Here is a 15,487-nt window from a genome sequence, read left to right as displayed (position 1 = left end):
ATTTATTTTCCTTGAAACTGTGGCTTTTCCTTCGCTAAAAAGGCTCTCGCGCCTTCTTTTTGATCCTCAGTGGAACAAAGGCTTTTAAATTGGACTGCCTCAAGTTCTAATGCATCATCCATCGGCAAATCCAGACCCTTGGTAATTGCCTTTTTGGCAGCTTTGATAGCCAGTGGTCCCTTCTTCTGAATCTTCGCTGATAAAATATGAGCCCGACTTAGTGCTTCTCCAGCTGGAACGAGAATATCTACTAATCCAATTCGGTATGCTTCACTTGCCTCGATGTTATCACCAGTAAAAATAAGCTCTTTCGCTTTTCCAGCTCCTACTAATCTAGGTAAACGCTGTGTACCACCATATCCAGGAATGATTCCTAAATTTACCTCAGGCTGTCCAAATAACGCTTTTTCACCTGCAATCCGAATATCACATGCCATCGCTAATTCACAACCAGCTCCAAGAGTAAATCCTTCAATCGCCGCTATCACAGGTACTTCAAAGTTTTCAATCTTATTAAAAATCTGGTGGCCAATTTTAACAAGGTCGTATCCTACATCAGGAGTCATATCAGTAAACTGCTTAATATCTGCGCCCGCAACGAACGCTTTGTCACCGCCACCAGTAATAATAACGGTTTGAATATTTGAATTCTCCCTAACCACATCCATAGTCTGATCAAGCTCTTCCATAATCTGTGCACTAAGCGCATTTACCGGTGGATTTTCAATCGTAATAACAGCCGTCTTATTTTCAACATTTAATTTTACAAAAAGTGTCTTTATCAAAGCTTTTACCTCCTACATTCTATTGAAAAATGAACTCTTTTAACTGAAAAGACCTGTCTTGCCAAGCTCATCGATTTCCTCTTGCGAGTAGCCGAGATTTTTCATCACTACTTCTGTATTCGCTTCTGATAGAGGAATACCTGCATGACGATACTGAGGAATTGATTCAGAAAACTTAATCGGATTGCCAATCTGTTTTACTTTCGTCTCATTAGGTCCAGGGACTTCAACCACCATTCCACGCTCTTCAACAAGCGGTCCCTCTAGTACCTCACCTAGTGTAAGTACAGGCTCTACACAGGCATCTGCAGCATTAAATAATTCCATCCATTTATCCAACGTCTTCGTCTTTAAAATCTCACTAATCTCCCCTTTGATTTGAGCCACATTTTCTGGCTCCACGCCTCCAGCAGCCAGTTCAGGTCTTCCAATTGTTTGACAAAAGGCCTTGAAAAATTGTGGCTCAACACCACCGAAACTAAGGTATCTTCCATCCTGGGTTTCATAGTAATCATAAAGAGAGCCCCCATTGAGGAGATTTTCCTCCATTCCAATGTCTTTACCATTTACTAGATAACTGGCACCCTGCATAAACGAATTAAATGCAATCATTCCATCTGTCATCGAAACATCGATATGCTGACCATTACCAGTCCGCCCTCGATAGATGACGGCTGACAGGATTCCAATAATGGCATTGTTGGATCCGGAAGCAATATCCGCTACTTGTATTCCAATCAATGGCGGTCCTGACTCTTTCTTCCCTGAATAAGAAGCAACACCCGACATGGCTATGTAGTTAATGTCATGACCTGCACGGTCCCTCATGGGTCCTGTCTGACCGTATCCTGTTAATGAGCAATAAATTAATCTCGGATTTACTTTTTTAAGACTCTCGTAATCGAGGTTCAGTTTTGCCATCACACCTGGGCGGAATTGTTCGATGATAATATCGTACTCTCCTAATAGCTGGTGAATGACGTCTACCGCACGAGGGTCCTTAAGATTGAGAGTCATGACCTCTTTATTTCTGCTCAATTGTGCCGATACAGCTGATAACTCTGTTCCTGGCAGGAAAGGCGGTAAAAAATCGACTACATCTGGCCGCGTTCCCGATTTTATCCTAAGGACATCCGCTCCCAAATCTGCCAAACACATGGTGGCATATGGTCCCGGAACCAATGTACTAAAATCTAATATTTTTAAACCTTCAAGTGCTCCAGTCATTTTTTTCTCCTTTCCGGTTGTTTCATTTTATTTTTTCAAAATGCTTTCGGGCTATAGCTGCTATTTCTTCTGGTAGTTTAAAGGACAGTGGTTCTTGATGAAGGGCTTGGAAGAAGTTGATATCACTCGTATTTAGAAGTCCTAAGGTTAGACGTGGAATCAAACGAACATGAATCGGCTGTTTTGATTCCGGATCTGGTGAAATATGGAGCATTAAATTAAAACTGGCAAATCCTTGTTCACTTAAAGTGGCAAATAATGCACGTAAACCTGTCGAAAAATCAATCCAATTTTGTTCCTTTACATCATCAATCGAATAGGCTTTTGAAAAAAAAGCGATGAAATCATTATGACTTTTCGGTGCAAAGGCATGCACCCAAGCAACATCTCCTACTTCTCCAATCCATCTTTCTTCTAGCGTTTTTTCTGTTTCATATAACTCTGTAAAATATTCTTTACCTGTATCATTATTAAACGCGTGTGCTTTTTCTGCTACTATTCTTTGATAATTTGATGGTGAATCTGAAACCATTACTTGTATATGAGGATGAAGAATACTCCCCCCCTGATAGTGGTAGATAATTCCAGTTAAAAGAAGCATGCTTTGCCTTAGAATCTAAAGCGGCTACCCGTTGGATAAAGGTTTGTGCAGCTAAGAAGGCATCTTTTATCATTTCGATAGTAAATTCTTCTAATCTGACATAATGCTGATCAGAAAAAATAACGACCCCATTATGTTTGCTATATGGGAATAGATTCGGAAAAACAACAGCGCTTCCTTGAGAAATTCGACCTTGTTCTGTGATTTCCCTCTTAAATAAAGGAGTAAGTTTTAGTAAGTTTTCGCTGCAAAACGGGCAATTTTTCCCACATGTTTCCTTACCAACCTCTGTATAATCAGGCGGCTGTATTTTCAAGCCAGGATCAAAGATGAGCCGCGATGATTCCCCTGTCAGCGGATCAAATCGAATCTCCGTTTTACGTTCGATATCATTTCCTTGATTATCTTGAAAACTAAACACTTCTCCTTGTTTACGAAATTCAATGGTCATGGCTGTGTCCCCCCATTTACTTCGCAGGCAGCTGTGCTGCACCGTCTAGCATAATCGTTGTTCCATTTAGATAAGGATTCTCAACAATATGTCTAACCGTCGCTGCATATTCAGATGGCTTGCCTAGCCTCTTAGGGAATGGGATATGCTGCGATACTTCCTGTTTAAAACTTTCAGGCATTCCACTAGACATTTGCGTATCAAAAAGACCTGGCGAAATCGCAACGATCCGCATTCCATAATCCCCAATCTCCCGGGCAATCGGAAGCGTCATTCCCACTACACCAGCTTTTGAAGCACTATACGCTGCCTGTCCGAGCTGACCGCCAAAGGCAGCTGCAGAAGCAGTATTTACAATAACGCCTCTTTCTCCGTTTTCATCAGGTTCATTTTTTAACATTTCTTGGACTGCATACCGAACCACATTCATAGTACCGATTAAATTTACTTGGATTACCTTATTAAACTTATCCATCGGAAAAAGTCCTTTTTTTGAGTGGACCTTCGCACCAAAAATAAGACCGGCACAATTGACTGCCACATGAATTCCACCAAAAGCGTTTGAAACCTTTTCCACAGCTTCACGTACAGAATTTTCATCGCTCACATCTGTTTTGCAGAAAATAACAGATTCACCAAGTTCTCGAGCAAGATTTTCTCCACGGTCTTCATTCATATCTAAAATTCCGACCTTTGCACCTTGTTCCACAAACAGCCTTGTACAGGATTCACCAAGGCCTGATGCCCCGCCGGTTATGATGAACACACGATTTTCAATTTTCATTTTTATCTCCCCTTAATAGCCCTTAAATTCAGGTTTGCGTTTTTCTGTAAACGCTTTTAGTCCTTCTGCTAAGTCATAGGAGCGAACATGCTGCCTTAAATGAAGCATTTCATGGCGTAATGCTGCGTCCTGAGTTTGATCAACCGATGCATTCGCCACTTCCTTCATCCGGCGGAGCACCAATGGACTTTTAGCAGCTAGCTTCTCAACAAAAGACTCAACTTCCTCCACAAGTTGTCCATCTGCAACTACTTTATTTACTAAACCAAATCTCTCCATTTCTGCAGCTGATAGAAAATCACCGCTAAAAAGAAGATATTTAGCTCGATTAAGCCCGATTTTCTTCGGTAAAACCGCCGCTCCACCCGCACCTGGAAATACGCCAAAGTTAGAATGTGCATCGCCAATTTTGGCACTTTCTGCGGCATATACGATGTCACAGCACATGACAAGCTCCAGACCGCCTGCAAGTGCTAACCCATTAATGGCAGCAATGACAGGTTTTGGCATTTTACGAAGAAGACCGCATACCTCATCGAACATATCAAGAAAATCCTTCGTACCAGGTTCAGAATGATTTAAAGAGGAAAGGACATTTTTAAGGTCCGCTCCAGCGCAAAAGGCAGATCCTGTTCCAGTTAGAACAACAGCCTTGACACTGCTATCAGCTTCACATTCCTTTAATACGCTCTCCAACTCACCCAACATAGTGGACGATACCGAATTCATATTCTTTGGACTGTCTAAAATAATCCAAGCTCCGGCACCGCGACGCTCAAATTGAATACTTTCGTATTTCATGGCTTTCTCCTCTCCAAAAAGCTGTATCAGTTTTTATTTAATTGGTAAGTCTGAACAGAACAAGTACCGCAATCTTTAGCGGGTGCCCGAGCCTTATCTAAATCTTGTTCCTCTTCTACTTTTTTCCGAATCCCGGTTGCGAAATCATTTGCAAATAACGCAGCCCCTAGAGCACCAATAATCTGAGGTTCATCAGGAATAAATATAGACTCACCTAAGGATTTTTCTAAAGCATGAACCAATCCAATATTTTTGGCTCCTCCACCAGTCATCATCACTGGCTTCTGCAATCCAACACGGCCAACCAATCCTTTCATTCTCCCTGAAATCGCCTTATGCATACCTGAAAGAATGTCTACCGTTGTGTGACCTTCTGCTACTAAAGAAATGACTTCTGACTCAGCAAATGTTGTACACATGGAGCTGATTTTGATATCCGCATCTGATTGCATCGACAACGGTCCAATTTCAGTCAATTCAACATCCAAAGCTCTCGCAAGAACTTCGAGGAATTGACCGGTCCCAGCAGCACATTTGTCGTTCATTGCAAAATTTTTAACATTTCCTGACGGATCGACCGCAATTACCTTGCTGTCCTGACCGCCAATATCAATGACTGTTTTTACTTCGGGAAAAAGGTAGTTAGCTCCTTTTGCGTGACAGCTAATTTCCGTAAGATTCTTACCGGCAATTTCTAATCTTTTCCGGCCATAACCAGTGCTTACGGTATAAGCGATATTATCAAGAACCAGCCCTGCTTTTTCCAAGGCGTCATCAATCGCCATCATGACGGCTTTTTGACTAACAAACCCCAATTGTTTAACACTATAAGAAACAATTCGTTTATTTCCATCAATTATTACTGCTTTTCCTGTTAAGGATCCGCTATCCACACCCATTGTATAAAAGGAAGAACCATCACTTTTCGATGTCATCTAACTCTCTCCTTTATCATTCTGTTTTATCTTTAAGGGATACTCTCCCTGATTCAACAACTTTCTAAATCTGTCCGCAGAACTCTGTCCCGGACAGATTTAGAACCTATTAACCTCTGCTTTTTTGAGCTTCAAGACTCTCAATCAGTGCTTCGATTCGAGTATTAACGAGTTCTTCCTTATAGAATGAATCGTCAACCATGTCTCCTTCAAATGAAGTAGATTGAATTCCCATCTTTTTATTCAAGTTTTCAGCTAACAAGAAATGCGAACGTGAGAAGGATCGGCAAGTTCTTGCACCATGGAAGACAATACCGTCGATAGAATAATCTTTGGAAAGTGTCATCATCCGCTCTTCGGTAATTGGGTAGCCAAGGTTAAGCTGACATTCCAGATGATTAATCGCGATTCCTCTTAATGGATGTTCAGGATCAATCGTATCAGGCTCGTGCCAGAAGGCCATATGCGTATATCGACCCGCGACAACTGTGGCGTCATAGCTAGCAAACTTATCTGCCATCCAGCCTAGCTTATTCCAATTCATAATTCCTTCCCAGAAAATACGATACTTTTCCTTCGGTACAGCACTAATACCGTTGTCGAGTCTCTCTTGAACCTCGTCTTTAACGGCTTGCATAGCTTCAATTGTTCCTGGCCATGCGGTGAGATAATTGACCGGTGCAATTTGAATGGACCAATCAAAGAAGCTGGCAGGAGCTGGTTTCGCCTTACATAGTTCCATCGCCTCCATTCGAAGCTGACCAACTTTCTTAGTGACACCCATTAACTCTTGGAACTTATCCCAGTTATATGGCTTGCCGCTAACTACCTCTAAAAACTTAATTAAATCTTCAAACTGCCTGACAACATATTTAACATTTTCCTCAAATTCTTCACCTTTCATATAGGTAGAACCGTTACGTCCCATATGATACGGAATGACAACATTGAACCATGGAATTTTCTTACCAAAGACACGCTCAATCGCCCAATCCCACTGCGGACCTGTAGAACAGCCTGGATAACAAGTAACGATGGCATCTGGTGCTGGGATTTCAGTCGCGATTGGACCTGGGTTCAAATCATCCGGAACACCTAATTCCGCGAACATTGCACAACCCATTTGTGTTCTTGCATAAGAGCAAAGTTCACGATTAAAGCCCTTGTTTTCAGCAAAGGTTTGCGGTTCTTTTTCCTCGTGCCTTGCCGCTACACGAGCACCGTATCCTTCTCCGTGGATCCATGCCATATCCTGCGCAGCCATAAATGGTCCAATCGGAAGTCCAGTAGTATAAACAACCTTTTTACCAGTCTTTTTTGCATTGATTAAATCTTCCCAATATTCATTAACAAGCTTGTTAACCAATTTTCCGGATTTTAACCTATTCGCTCTTTTCGCTTCTTGTACTGCCATCTATCATCATTCCTCTCGATTTTTTGTTACGTCTTTATTTTTATACAAATTAAACAGCCATTTCTACAAAGGCTTCTAATCTAGTCTTGATCGTTTCGATAGAATCTAGTTCGTGTGAGATTTCTAGGAGTAGGTGTGGGATTCCAGCTGCTTGCATAGCATCTTTAATATCTGGATAGAAGAACATATGCGGTTCACAAAATTGCGCCATTACAATGACAAGTTGGTCTGCCTTATACTTTCGCATAGAATCAACGAGGTATTGAGGCCAGTCAGTTTTAGGATCACATCTAGTCGGACAAGGGACGTTTGTATTTTTATCAATATAATGTGCAGCAATGGCTGCCAGTGGTTCTCTGTCTTCAGCAATATTGTCACTGATATATCTGTATCCGTGGAAAAGGTCATCTCCGACCACAACAGCACCGGATTGTTCAACAAGCTCCAATAATTCGTTTTTCGGTGCGCCGCAGAAACTGCCAGATAAGAAGACACGCACTCCTTCTTCTTTGATAGAATCCTTCTTAGCTTGAAGCTTCGGAAGCAGACTCTCTAAAATTTCGTTATGCTCTTCCTTCGGCATTACCATGCTAGATTTAATAATCGATAACATATCACTGGAAGTTAACAGCGACGGATGGATTGATTTTAACTCGTATACTTCCCTAATTAGGCCGCGGTTTTTGTTATAAATGCGTATACTTTCAAGGATATCTTCATCACTAATCTCTTTGTCTGCAAATCTTTCAATATCGCGCTTTAACTCCTTTAAACCTTGAACAATATCTCCATGGGTCCAAGGCTGGTTGCCAACAGGCAAACGGAAAAACATGTTATTGACTTTTGGAAGAAGATTCCCTACCACCTCTGCACCGCCAACGGCTTGGATACAATAATCTCCACCGACAAAACCGTCTAAGAAATCTAATTCTCCCTTTGCTGCTTGATCGACGATACTGCGGGTCGGACCACAGAAATAAGCAGGATAATAGGCGTGCCCAGTAGTAATCGGTTCCTCTTTTACTTGAAGGACAATCGGTAAGACGCCTGCTGCATGTAGTAACTCTTCTGGAAAGTGCATGATATAACAGCCTATAATCTTGGAGCCTGTTTCCATTTTCCATTCCTTCGCTCTTTCATAAGGGTCAGCTGCTATTTGGGCTAATTTATTTAAGATTTCATCCGTTGATAAATTTTGGTACATAATCGTGTTCCCTCCTATTTTTATTAAAGAATATGAAGACTTACCCTGCAAATGAAAGACCGCCATTAATACTTAAGGTTTGACCTGTAATTCTGTCGGATTCTGGTGAAGCAAAGAAAAGTGCAGCCTCTGCAACATCCTCCGCATTTGGTAAACCAAGCTTCGCACGGTCAACAGCTTTTTGAAAAACATGACTTGCTTCTGTAGCCATTACTGCATCAAAACCTGGGGTGTCTTGGATAACGGTTAAACAAAGAGCATTCACACGAATCTGCCAGCGTGCAAACTCATTTGCCAACGCTTTGCTCATCAGTACAAGTCCTGCCGCTGCCGATCCAATCAGTGACTCTCTTGGGGTCGCAATTCTTCCTGCATCAGAGGTAATGATGACAATCTTCCCGTAATTTTGCTCTCTCATATGGTCAAGCAATGCCCGGATTGCATAAAGCCTAGACGATTGTTGGCTATTTAAGCAGCCGTCATAATCATTTGGGTCTAATTCGTGAAAGAATTTTGCATATTGAACGGTTGCACCGCCATTTGCTATTAAAATATCAATCTTTCCCATTTCTGCAACGGCACGGTCTGCCATCTGTTTGACAGAATCATAGACAAACAAATCACATTCTAAAAATATTGCCTTCCTGCCCAGTTCTTCTATTTCGGCAACCACCTGCATTCCTGCTTCGTGATTTCTACCACTTACCACAATATCAGCTCCACTTTTTGCAAGCTTCAAAGCAGTTGCTTTACCAATTCCATTTGTTCCACCTGTTACGAGGGCAACTTTTCCTTCAAGATTTGTAATCATGGTTTTCTCCTTTTTTAGATAAGGTTTAATATTCAGATATTTTCATAGAGATTAAATTTGTAGTACACGACCGATGGCCATTACCTCTGCCTCTTTCGTTCCTTCATAAATTTCAAGAATTTTCGCGTCACGGTACCATTTTTGGACATTGTATTCCTCCATATATCCGTACCCGCCATGAATTTCGATAGCCGCATTTGCGCAAAAGACAGCTGTCTGTCCTCCTAAGTATTTTGCCATTGCTGATAGAGTAAAATCAGGTTTTCCTGAATCAACGAGCCATGCCGCTTTATAGACGATATTTCGAAGTGCCTCAACTTTGACAGCCATCTCGGTTAATTTCGTCATTGTCGCCTGGTAACTGCCAATCGGGTTTCCAAAGGCATATCTTTCTTTTGAATATTTGATAGCTTCATCAAGGCATGCTTGCGAGATTCCCAATGCCTGAGCAGCAACCATCATCCTAGTAATATCAAAAAAGTGCATGAGCTGTGGGAATCCTTTCCCATCCGTACCAACAAGATTGGACACCGGAACGCGGACATTTTCAAAGGAAATTTGTGCCGTATCACTAGACCGAATTCCTAACTTTCCATGGAGCTTGCTTCTTGTGACTCCCTCACTATTGCTGTCTACGATGATTTGAGAGAATCGCTTATGTCTTTTCTCATCCGGCTGTGTAATCGCTTGGACCACCATAAAATCACTGACCGTACCATTGGTAATAAAAATTTTACTGCCATTGATGATGAAATCATCACCGTCCCGTACTGCCCTAGTTTGGTAACCTGATGCATCCGTTCCGGCATTTGGCTCCGTAAAAGCTCCTGATGAAACCCACTCACCTTTACAAACCATTGGTAAATACTTATGTTTCTGTTCCTCTGTTCCATAAAGATAAATGGCTTCACACCCAAAGCTTGCCGTGATAATATTTGTACCAATTCCCATGTCGACTCGGGAAAGCTGTTCCGTTATGACCGCCTGACCTAATATCCCCATTCCAGCACCGCCGTACTCTTCAGGTATCCATGCACCAACGAGCCCTAGGTCTGCTGCTTTTTTTACGATTTCAGGAGTATATTTCTCTTCTCTATCACATTTCGCTGAATGAGGAGCAATTTCATTCACTGCAAATTTGTAGGTCATATCCTTTAACATCGTCAATTCTTCCGTTAAATTGTAATCCACCGTTCTTCTTCCTCCTCTTGAATCCAAGTGCTCACGCTTTTTCTAAAATATGAATGCACATAGCGGCTTCTTCGACTCCAATACTGCCGCCTCCGTTTTCAGCAAGACCAATTTTTGCTCCAATTACTTGTCTGTTTCCTGCTTCTCCTCTTAGCTGGGTAACAACTTCGTATATTTGTGCAAGGCCGGAAGCTCCAATTGGATGTCCCCTGCTTTCAAGTCCGCCACTCGTGTTTATTGGAATCGATCCTCCTAGAGTTGTGGCACCTGATTCTGCTAGTGCCCCGCCTTCACCAGGTGGGCAAAATCCCATCGCTTCACTTTGGTGCAGTTCACCATAAGCCGTAGCGTCATGTAACTCTGCTAAATCAATATCCTGTGGACCAAGCCCTGCTTTTTCATATGCCTCTTTTGCAAGTCTTTCACCGATATCCTCACCATCAAGGTCTCGATCCGTACCTTGACCATGGACGGAAGCAAGAATTTTTACTGGTCGTGATTTCTGTAATTTTTTCAAGAATCTCTCAGAACAAACGATAACTGCCGCTGCCCCGTCCCCAACCGGCGCGCACATACTGCGAGTCAAAGGATATGTAACAGGACTGTCATTCATAACTTCCTCTATGCTCATTCTGTTCTGATACTGCGCTTTTGGATTGAGGGAAGAGTGAAAATGGTTTTTCGATGCGATCGCTGCAAGTTGTCTTTGAGTTGTACCATACTTGCTCATATGCCAACGAGTCATCATCGCATAAACATCCATAAAAACACTTCTTCCAGCACCAGGTGCTGATTCATCAGGAGGAAGTGCAACTTCTAGGTTCTTCCCGTATTCCAATAACGTATTGATCTGCTTATCAAAATTTTCTACATCCATACAGCTTGAGTATGCGGATAATGATTTTGCTTTGTCTGGGTTTGTTAACTTTTCAGAACCGACAGCAATTGCGACATCATACATGCCGGCTCGAATGCCGGTATATGCTAGGTGCAGTGCAGTTGAAGCTCCCGCACATGCATTTTCCACATTGGTTACAGGTATTCGGTCAATTCCCATTCCCCTGAAAACGACCTGACCGCGTATGGAATGCTGCTTATCAAACATTCCCCAAAAAGTATTCGAAAAGAATCCTGCCTGTAAATCCGCTTTACCTATCCCTGCGTCTTCCAAAGATTGTTGGATTACCTGCTCCGCCATGGTCCTGACTGTCTCACCAGGGTACTTGCCAAATTTGTTCATTCCAATCCCGATAATATAAACTTCCTGCATGTTAATCCTAACCTCCTGTTCTCTATTTCATATGTAACTTTTTTATAGAATGCAGCCAATGCTACTACTCTAGTATTCTAGGCTTCGAGCTTAAATACTGCTTTATAGCACAAGTCTGTTAATGACTCTGCAGCCTTTTGTGTTTCCATTTGACTAGTAGGCTGCCGCATTAAATGATGGCAATATCCTTCAAACATACACGCTAGTGCTCGAATCGTGACATCGATATTCATATTGTGACAGTAACCCTTTTTCATGGAGCCTTTAATATCACGCTCTATCCGTCTAAATAACCTTTCACTTATTTTCAACCATTTCTCTTTAAAGTGTTGGTCTACCATCATCGCTTCTTTTAATGCCAGGAGTACCCCACTGTTTTGATTGTAAAAGTCTAGTATTTTTTGGGCTTCCATTCTCATGGCTTCATATAGATTTACTGATAAGGCTTTTGTCTGGGCATCTTTGTCTACCTTTTCTAATAGTTCGTCTACTAATCGGTCTAGGAGGTGATTTTTATTTTTGAAGTAATGGTAAAAGGTTCCATGTCCAACATTTGCTTTTGTCGTAATATCCTTGACAGTCGATTTCATGTAACCGATTTCAGAAAAGACTTCCATAGCAGACATCATGATTTGATCCTGATTTACGGTCCTGCGTCGGTCTGGTTTCGTTGTCTCCTGAGATTTTGCCATTTTCATATTTAAAACTCCTACTTTTCATAAATTTTACCTTTATCAACATTGTAGTCACATATGACACTAATGTCAATATAAACTGACAATTCAAAAATATAAATAATTTTACGGTTTTTTGAGGTCAAATATGGAAAATCATAGAATTAAAATTAGTCAAAGTTGGTAAAAGGAGCTTTAATTACCTTTCACTTTAGAAATTTGAGTTCAAGGGAATCAAAAAGGGGTTTTGGTTCCCTTCCTCTTTGAAAACTTGAGTTCGAGGGAATCAAAAGGATACTTTGGTTCCCTTTCCCTTGCGAATCTCCCATCAGAGGGAACCAAAATAGGGTGTTCCAATGTTGGAACACCCCTGCACTTTATATTTGAGTTAAATTGGTACCTTGCTCGACTTCACCATTTTTGACCATTTCTTGCAGCTTAAATTTCTGAATTTTCCCTGCTGCTGTTTTTGGAAATTCTTTAACGAAGTACCAATTCCTTGGTCTTTTAAAACCGGCCATGTTGGCTTTACAGTATTCAGTAAGTTCAGATTCTGTTGGCAGATCTTCAAAGGATGTTGGGATGACCAGTGCGGTGACCTGCTCTCCCCAATATTCATCGGGCATTCCAACTACTGCTATATCAACAACCTTAGGGTGGTCTCGCAACAATGATTCCACTTCGCTTGGATAAATATTGACGCCGCCGCGAATAATCATATCCTTTAATCTACCTTTAATTTTAATAAAACCTCTTTCATCCATAGAGCCAATATCACCTGAATGTAACCAACCATTGTCTTTCAGAGTGGCGGCTGTCTGCTCTGGCATATTGTAATAGCCAATCATGGTCTGATAGCCACGGCAGCAGATTTCTCCGTCCATACCGAGTGGAAGGACTCCACCAGTTGCTGGATCAGCAATCTTAACCTCAATTTGCGGATAAGGCTGCCCAATGGTTTCTGCCTGGTCCTCGGGTGAATCGTGTAGATGCGTTTGCGTGGTTCCACCATGCATCTCCGTCTGTCCACAGACAATCGACATCCCACAGCCAAGTTCTTCCTTCACACGTCGAACTAAATATGGTTCAACCTTGGAAGCACCAGAAAGAAGAGATTTCAAGGTTGAGAGATTATATTTTTTTCGATCAGGATGGTTTAAAATCGCTTCTACCATGGTTGGCACGAGGAGCGCAAATGTTCCTCCCTCTTTTTCAATCAATTCTAGAAATAGTCTTGGATCGAACGTATTAACTAGTACATGCGTACCCCGTTGTTGAAGGGTTCCAAGTACTGCAAACCCGCAGCCGCCCATATGAACGAGCGGCATAACATTCACCCATACACCGCCAACTTCCATGCCTGCACGTTCCGCCATAAATTTAGTACTGTTAGTTATACCCTTATTGTGAAGGATTGCACCCTTGGATTTACCTGTTGTACCTGATGTATACATAATTACAAAGGGATCTTCTGCCTTAACCACTGGAAAAATGGTCAATTGGCTGGCAGTAGTCATGAATTCCTCAAAATTAGAAAAACGAATCACTTCACGAAGTAACGGTAAGTCTTTACGGACATTGGTCACAGCTTCAAGCATATTATAGCCTCGGTATTCATCAACCAGGAAAATTCCCGCTGCTTCAGATTGGCGTAACAAGTAGTCAAGTTCCTTCTCCCTTAAAGCTGGGTTAACAGTCACTAAGGTGATTCCTGCAATCGCACAACCAAATTCAAGCAGTACCCATTCCACTTTATTTGGTGCCCAAACTGCTACATGATCCCCTGGCTTAAATTTAGTAAGCAAGGCTGAAGCAACACGTTCAGAATCAGCTAATAACTGAGAGTATGACCATCTTCTTCGCTTTGCCGGATCCGCAACCCCATCAACTAGTGCAATCCGGTCAGGAACCTCTGCTGTAACTTCTCTTAAAGCCTGAGCAATAGTCCAGTCGTGCAGCGGACGCGTAGTGTCAGCTGGCCAGTAAGAATCCGTTAATACTGTAGCATTATATACCTCGTGTTTCGCCAAATAAATCCTCTCCCTTTGCATCCATATAGTTAGCGCCATTTACACTGTAGAATCTATAGGTGCGTGAAAAATGAATTTGTCACAATCCCCCTTTACATATGTATTTTGTAGTTGATCAGTAAGTATGGATTCAATAGTTGAACCTATGTGCCATAATAATAATGGTCCCTCAAAATTGAGAATAGAATTTTTCCATTTTCAAAAAAGCTAACGTATAGAAAATTTACTTTTTTGTTTTCTTCATCACCTCCTTAATTGTTCGTCAGATTTCCATTGAATTCCTTTAATTTTTGTAAAATGACACTGTTATCGCATATGACACATCAGTCATTTAACGGCAAAAAGAATCAAATAAACGATTAAAGATACAATCTTTCTTTAAAAAGTTTATTTGTCTCTGCAAAAATAAATACAATTGTAAGCGCATACATAAGCTTTATATTAAATTTGTTTCCGAAGATTCACACACGTGGTCATTAAAGAATAAGCAACAAAATGATAGTCTCTGCTGCCTATTCTAGTAAATCATATAATTATTCCTTAAATACAGCTTTATAGCAAAAGTCAGTCAATGATTTGGCTACCTCTTGGATTTCCGCTGGTGTTACTGGCTGTACCATTAAATGATGACCATAACCCTCAAACATACAGGTTAATGCACGTATCGTTACGTCAACATTAATGTCGTGACAGTATCCCTTTTGGATTGAGCCCTTAATGTCCCGCTCAATTCTTTTGAAAAGGCTTTCACTTATTTTCAGCCATTGTTCCTCAAATTGCCTGTCAACCATGAGGGCTTCCTTTAGTGCCAACAGGATACTGCTGTTATTTACATAATACTCCAGAATTCTTTGAGCTTCATATTTCATTCTTTCGTAAACAGTTAACTGCATATTCTTTGGCTGTACATAATCATCCACCTTCTCAGCCAGGTCGTCTACCAGTTTACTCAGAAGGTCCTGCTTATTTTTAAAATAGTGATAAAAGGTTCCATGTCCCACATCAGCCCGTGAAGTAATATCATTAACAGTGGTTTTCATGTAGCCCATTTCGGAAAAAGCCTCCAAAGCACCGCTAATAATCTGCTCACGTATCCATGCCTTTCGACGGTCAGTTCTTGAATAATTTTCAGCTTTCATATTTTTCTCCTATTTGAATCAGATTTCTATATATAAAATTGTAGTCACTTATGACTATTCTGTCAATATATAAAAACTATTCAGAAAACTTTTTTTAAATTTTAGCCCACTCCTTCTATGAAAACACAAATGACAAAAAAAGAGCCGCACATGCTCAATCACTGTGCGGC

General features: G+C 41.3%; 15 protein-coding genes. All 15 read right to left on the bottom strand.

What is annotated here, in order from left to right; translation table 11 throughout:
- Positions 1–2: 2 nt before the first annotated feature.
- The gene (locus J2Y03_RS15980) at positions 3–785 is read right to left on the bottom strand and encodes an enoyl-CoA hydratase/isomerase family protein (RefSeq protein WP_310195679.1); all 783 of its coding nucleotides are present in this window, start codon (positions 783–785) and stop codon (positions 3–5) included.
- Positions 786–824: 39 nt separating this feature from the next.
- Positions 825–2,012 (bottom strand): CaiB/BaiF CoA transferase family protein, encoded by a 1,188-nt coding sequence (locus J2Y03_RS15975; RefSeq protein ID WP_310195677.1) that lies wholly within the window; start codon positions 2,010–2,012, stop codon positions 825–827.
- Positions 2,013–2,034: 22 nt separating this feature from the next.
- Positions 2,035–2,544 carry a hypothetical protein gene (locus J2Y03_RS15970; protein WP_310195675.1) on the bottom strand — a complete coding sequence of 170 codons (510 nt, stop codon included), beginning with the start codon at positions 2,542–2,544 and terminating at the stop codon, positions 2,035–2,037.
- Positions 2,483–3,064 (bottom strand): hypothetical protein, encoded by a 582-nt coding sequence (locus tag J2Y03_RS15965; RefSeq protein ID WP_310195674.1) that lies wholly within the window; start codon positions 3,062–3,064, stop codon positions 2,483–2,485. The genes J2Y03_RS15970 and J2Y03_RS15965 overlap by 62 nt, the downstream gene beginning before the upstream one ends.
- Positions 3,065–3,080: 16 nt before the next feature.
- Entirely contained in the window at positions 3,081–3,848 is a 768-nt protein-coding gene (locus J2Y03_RS15960) for an SDR family NAD(P)-dependent oxidoreductase (protein ID WP_310195672.1), read from the bottom strand.
- Positions 3,849–3,860: 12 nt separating this feature from the next.
- Positions 3,861–4,649, bottom strand: a complete 789-nt coding sequence (locus J2Y03_RS15955) for an enoyl-CoA hydratase/isomerase family protein (RefSeq protein ID WP_310195670.1) — start codon at positions 4,647–4,649, stop codon at positions 3,861–3,863.
- Positions 4,650–4,675: 26 nt separating this feature from the next.
- Positions 4,676–5,584, bottom strand: a complete 909-nt coding sequence (locus tag J2Y03_RS15950) for an acyl-CoA dehydratase activase (protein WP_310195669.1) — start codon at positions 5,582–5,584, stop codon at positions 4,676–4,678.
- Between the two features lie 109 nt (positions 5,585–5,693).
- Positions 5,694–6,998 (bottom strand): 2-hydroxyacyl-CoA dehydratase subunit D, encoded by a 1,305-nt coding sequence (locus J2Y03_RS15945; protein WP_132086826.1) that lies wholly within the window; start codon positions 6,996–6,998, stop codon positions 5,694–5,696.
- A gap of 49 nt (positions 6,999–7,047) precedes the next feature.
- A complete protein-coding gene (locus J2Y03_RS15940) occupies positions 7,048–8,202 on the bottom strand; it encodes a 2-hydroxyacyl-CoA dehydratase subunit D (RefSeq protein ID WP_132086828.1) in 1,155 nt (384 codons plus the stop codon).
- A 40-nt stretch (positions 8,203–8,242) separates the two neighbouring features.
- Positions 8,243–9,013, bottom strand: coding sequence for an SDR family NAD(P)-dependent oxidoreductase (locus J2Y03_RS15935; RefSeq protein WP_310195665.1), 771 nt, complete (start codon positions 9,011–9,013; stop codon positions 8,243–8,245).
- A 51-nt stretch (positions 9,014–9,064) separates the two neighbouring features.
- Positions 9,065–10,204 carry an acyl-CoA dehydrogenase family protein gene (locus tag J2Y03_RS15930; protein ID WP_310195664.1) on the bottom strand — a complete coding sequence of 380 codons (1,140 nt, stop codon included), beginning with the start codon at positions 10,202–10,204 and terminating at the stop codon, positions 9,065–9,067.
- 31 nt (positions 10,205–10,235) lie between these two features.
- A complete protein-coding gene (locus J2Y03_RS15925; RefSeq protein ID WP_310195662.1) occupies positions 10,236–11,474 on the bottom strand; it encodes a thiolase family protein in 1,239 nt (412 codons plus the stop codon).
- A gap of 77 nt (positions 11,475–11,551) precedes the next feature.
- A complete protein-coding gene (locus tag J2Y03_RS15920) occupies positions 11,552–12,172 on the bottom strand; it encodes a TetR/AcrR family transcriptional regulator (protein WP_310195661.1) in 621 nt (206 codons plus the stop codon).
- Between the two features lie 353 nt (positions 12,173–12,525).
- Positions 12,526–14,178 carry a class I adenylate-forming enzyme family protein gene (locus J2Y03_RS15915; protein ID WP_310195659.1) on the bottom strand — a complete coding sequence of 551 codons (1,653 nt, stop codon included), beginning with the start codon at positions 14,176–14,178 and terminating at the stop codon, positions 12,526–12,528.
- A 533-nt stretch (positions 14,179–14,711) separates the two neighbouring features.
- Positions 14,712–15,317, bottom strand: a complete 606-nt coding sequence (locus tag J2Y03_RS15910) for a TetR/AcrR family transcriptional regulator (protein WP_132086841.1) — start codon at positions 15,315–15,317, stop codon at positions 14,712–14,714.
- Positions 15,318–15,487: the final 170 nt, after the last annotated feature.

Source organism: Neobacillus niacini (genome assembly GCF_031457145.1).
GTDB lineage: Bacteria > Bacillota > Bacilli > Bacillales > Cytobacillaceae > Neobacillus > Neobacillus niacini_J.
Note: the sequence above shows the minus strand (reverse complement) of the source record. Positions and strands in the feature narration are given on the sequence as shown.